The following is a 4430-nucleotide window of genomic DNA, read 5'->3' as shown; positions in this document are numbered from 1 at the left end:
GAAGATGCCGAAGCCCAGCTTGAGCTGGGCGGCATCCGGGCGCAGGAAGGACCACCCATCGAACTGCGGGCCGATCTGCCGGTAGTGGATGATCGGCCCAGCGATCAGATGGGGAAAGAAGCTGACCGAAAGGGCAAAGCGCCAAGGATCACGCTCGGCCTCTACGTCGCCCCGCCAGACATCGACCACGTAGGCGATCTGCTGGAAGGTGAAGAAGGAGATGCCGATCGGCAGGAGGATGTTCTCCAGCCGGATCCAGTCGCCCGCGACCGGTGCCAGGTTGGCGGTGACGAACATGCCGTACTTGAAGAAGCCGATCGAGCAGAGGTCGGCCGCCACGGTCAGGACCAGCAGCCATTTCTTGCGCGGGTTCCGGTCGGCGATCGCCAGGCCCATGGCCCAGTTGAACCCGATCGAGACGACCAGCAGCAGCAGCGTGAACGGCTTCCACCAGGCATAGAAGAACAGGGAGGCGGCCAGGATCAGCCGGACCCGCGCCGCGATACGTCGCTGCCCGTTCCGGTCGAGCTGCCCGACCAGGAAGAACAGGATCAGGGTGATCGGCAGGAAGCCGAACACGAACGGGAGCGAGTTGAACAGCAATGTCGCACTCCACGCGCCGCGCGGGCACCGGGACCTGCCCGGAAAGACCGGAGCATGGGGACCCCATGGAGTGCCAGACGGCCAAGTATCTGATGCCGCCGCCGCCTTTCGACGGCCGCAGCATGAACCATGACGCGGGTTCAACCCGCTTTGAGCTGATCAATGAATAAGTTAAGATCGGATGAAAATTCGCCTAAACAGCGAACTTAGTTAATGTCGACTACAACCACTCCGACAGGGGCGCTGCGACATCGGCAGCTGTTGTCGCCGCAAGTTCAAACATGTACGAACTGTAACGAACTGCAAGCTCATATGCAATCCGTCTCTGCGGCAGGCCGCTCGAATCTGTCGAAGGAATCGCGCGAATTCGGTCTTTGGATCAGCCGGCCAGGCGGCCGGCGGTGCGGCCGAGGGACTGGGGCCGGGCAGGCGGCGCGTCACGCCCTTGTCGCCACCATGAAGCACCCGCTGCCGCGAGCCCGGCCAGCAGCACCCACCAGGCCGGACGGATCGTATGGGCAAGTTGGAGGTTAGCGCTCAGCACGCGTAGGGCAGGCGCATTGCGCATCGTTGCGTACCAGGCGGTCTCCACCAGGGCACAGAGCAGGGCGGCGGCGATCGCCAGCCCGGCCAGGCGCAGCGGCCCCGGCACGCCGCGGAGCGCCAGGAGTCGGTAGCCCATCAGCAGCAAGAACAGGCCGGTGAGCAGAACCGGCTCGGTCACGTCGATCTTGGACTGGATGAAGAAGTGAAGGAGCGCCAGGGCAGTGGCCGGGTAGGCCAGCCGGTGCAGCCGGCGCCACCACCCGCCCATCCGGCGCATCGCGGCGTCGGTCGAGGTGACGCCCAGTGCTGCCAAGCCCAGCAGCGCCACGAAGCCGATGGTGAGGTAGAAGCGCAGCAGGATCTCGCTGCCGACCCGCAGCAGGTCGAACTGCTGGTCCACCACATAGAGCAGCAGATGGCAGAGCGCGTAGCAAAGCGCCGCCACACCGACCATCCGGCGGACCAACATCAGTTGCGGCCAGCGCAGCACCCCGCGCAGGGGCGTGATGCAAAGCGAGGCCACCAGGAGCCGGACCGCCCAGTTGCCGGTCTGGTGGATCATCTCCTCCAGCGGCCGGGGCATCAGCGTGCCGGCTAAGAGCCGGCCGAGGATCCAGGCAGAGGGGAGCGTCACCAGCACGAGTGTGGTGAGCTTCAGGAAGGAGAGCTGCCCGGACCGGTCGAGCCAGGGCAGCTTGCGGACGGCTTTGCCTTTCATGCCTCCTAGTACGGCGCCCGACCCCGTCCGGATGCAAGCCCTGGTGCGCGATCAGGGCCGGTCCGCCGCTCCTCCGCCCGCTCGTCAGCGGCAGGCGGCGAGTTCCACGCCGGATGCGGGTTGCGGCGGCATCCGGTCACTGTCTTTGAGCCGCTTCTGGCCGGACAGCACGACCAGCAGGGCCAGCGCGGCGGCGAGCCCGGCCAGGGCGAAGGCCGCTGCGGTGCCATGCGCGTCAACCATCCAGCCGGCCGCCGCCGAGCCGATCGCCACGCCGATGCCAAGCCCGGTCATCGCCCAGGTCATGCCCTCGGTGAGCTCCGAGGGCGGCACGATCCGTTCCACCAGGTTCATCGTCAGGATGATGGTGGGCGAGACCGAGATGCCGACGACGAACAGGATCGCCGCCAGGACGGGGATGCTGCCGGCAGCCGGCAGGGGCAGCACGGTGAGCAGCATGAAGGCGATCGCCATCGCCAGGAGCTGGCGTGGGGGGAGGGCCGGGCGCATCGCGCCGAAGGTGATCCCGGCCAGGCCCGAGCCCACCGCGCAGATGGCCAGGGCCCAGCTCGCCGCCACCGGCTGGCCCAGCAGCCCGGCGAACGCGATGGTGGTGACGTCGATTGAGCCGAAGATCATGCCAACCGCCACCATGGTGGCGACCAGGATCAGGACCGCCGGCCGGCGGATCACCGAGCGGCGTGGCCCTGCGGCAGCCGGCAGGACCGGCGGCTCGGTCCGGCGCTGGGCGGCCAGCAGCAAGGTGCCGACCAGGAGCAGGAAGGCCGCAGCCAGGGGGCCGGCTTCGGGGAAAACCAGCACGCTCAGGCTCACCGACAGGATCGGGCCGATGATGAAGCAGATCTCGTCCAGCACCGATTCCAGGGCGAAGGCGGTATGAAGCATCGGCGTGCCCCGGTAGAGCCCGGACCAGCGTGCCCGGACCATGGCCGGGATGCTCGGCATGCAGCCGGCCAGCACCGCGCAGGGGAACAGGGTCCAGCCCGGCAGGTCCAGGCGGACCGCCAGCAGCAGAAGCAGCATGCCCAACACGCTTAGGCAGGTGGCCGGCCGCAGCACCCGCGCCTGCCCCAGCCGATCGACCAGGCGGGAGACCTGGGGGGCGATCAGCGCGCTGGACAAAGCGAAGCTCGCCGCCACCGCGCCGGCCAGCCAGTAGGCGCCGCGCAGCTGGCCCAACATGGTCACGATCCCGATCGCCAGCATAGACATCGGCATGCGCGCCACCAGCCCGGCCATGGAGAAGGCCAGTGCACCAGGGGCGGCGAAGACCGCACGATAAGGGTTGGCCACGCTGCACTCCGCGCTCGGCTGACCGGTCGGGCCGGCCCGTTGGCCCGTCATCCGCAGCCGGGCGACCTAGGGAGCCCGCATCGCCCGTGTCAATCCCGGGGGAAAGCACCAGCACCGGCGCCTGACATGCGGTCAGCCCGGAAGCGTGTTCTTGTGGATCACGCCGCCCTTCATGATCACCATGAGCCCGGTTTCCGGCCGGGCCAGCGGTGCCAGGTCGGCGAGCGGGTCACCGTCGACCAGCAGCAGGTCGGCCCAGGCACCCGGCTCCACCACCCCGAGCTTGGCCGGGTAGGGGTTGCGCGGGCCGGACAGGGCCATGAGTTCCCCATTGATGCTGGTGACCATCCGCAGGATGTCAGCATTGCCGTACCAGCGTGTCAGGTGGGTGAGCATGATGCCCTGGCGGGTCGCCATCTCGGCGGAGAACAAGAGGTCCGAGCCGAACGCGGTCTTCAGCCCGTGCTCGATCGCGAGCTCGTAGGCGCGCTCGGTGCCGCTCAGGACCTGGCGCATGGCGGCCAGGCTCGGGCCTTGCAGCGGCACCGTATCCTCAGCGCTGAGGAAGGGCTGGATGCTCAGCCACACGTCGTTGTCGGCGATGAGCCTGGCGGTCGCCGCATCCATGAGGTGGCCGTGCTCAATGCAGCGGGCACCCGCCGCGATGGCGCGACGGATCGTCTGCGGCGTGTAGGCGTGCGCGGTGGCATAGGTGTTCCAGTCGGCCGCGACCTCGGTCCCGCTGCGCAGCTCGGCCTCGGTCATGGTCGACAGGTCGATCGGGCTCCTGGGCGAGGACACGCCGCCGCTGGCGACCAGCTTGATCTGCGAGGCGCCCTGGAGCAGCTGCTCGCGAGCGCGCAGGCGCACCTCGTCCGGGCCGTCGACGATGGCGGCACCCCCGGCCTGCTCGACCGTGCTGAGACCCTCGCTCGGGCTGCGCGGGATCTCGCTGAGCTGGCGCAGGTCGCCATGGCCGCCGCTGGCCGTGATCATCGCCCCGGACGGGTAGATGCGCGGACCCGCGACCAGGCCCGCGTCGATCGCCTGCTTCAGGGGGAAGGTCGGGCCGCCCAGGTCGCGCACCGTGGTGAAGCCGCGCAGCAGCGTGCGCTCGGCCTCGGCGGCCGCTGCCAGATGCAGGAAACCGGCATCAGCGGTCATCAGAGTCGCCACCGACAAGGCCGCGAACAGCGCGTGCCAGTGGGCGTCGATCAGGCCGGGCATCAGCGTCCGGCCCTGGCAGTCC

General features: G+C 68.8%; 3 protein-coding genes and 1 pseudogene. All 4 read right to left on the bottom strand.

The genetic code is table 11. The features are described 5' to 3' along the window. Nucleotides 1–603, bottom strand: a pseudogene (locus EQG76_RS16610) (MBOAT family protein); the annotation flags it as partial. Nucleotides 604–982: 379 nt separating this feature from the next. Then, nucleotides 983–1867, bottom strand: a complete 885-nt coding sequence (locus EQG76_RS16605) for a protein-methionine-sulfoxide reductase heme-binding subunit MsrQ (protein WP_159715437.1) — start codon at nucleotides 1865–1867, stop codon at nucleotides 983–985. An 84-nt stretch (nucleotides 1868–1951) separates the two neighbouring features. Next, nucleotides 1952–3181 (bottom strand): MFS transporter, encoded by a 1230-nt coding sequence (locus EQG76_RS16600; RefSeq protein WP_159715435.1) that lies wholly within the window; start codon nucleotides 3179–3181, stop codon nucleotides 1952–1954. Nucleotides 3182–3313: 132 nt separating this feature from the next. Next, nucleotides 3314–4430 (bottom strand): metal-dependent hydrolase family protein (locus tag EQG76_RS16595; RefSeq protein ID WP_235031408.1); only part of this gene is annotated, 1117 nt, incomplete at its 5' end.

The sequence above is a fragment of the Geminicoccus flavidas genome (assembly GCF_009806515.1).
GTDB classification, from domain to species: Bacteria; Pseudomonadota; Alphaproteobacteria; order Geminicoccales; family Geminicoccaceae; genus Geminicoccus; species Geminicoccus flavidus.
Note: the sequence above shows the minus strand (reverse complement) of the source record. Positions and strands in the feature narration are given on the sequence as shown.

What these genes read in the sequence shown, in the direction of transcription:
- EQG76_RS16605 (WP_159715437.1), bottom strand. Translation starts at nt 1,867, where the DNA reads ATGAAAGGCAAAGCCGTCCGCAAGCTGCCCTGGCTCGACCGGTCCGGG.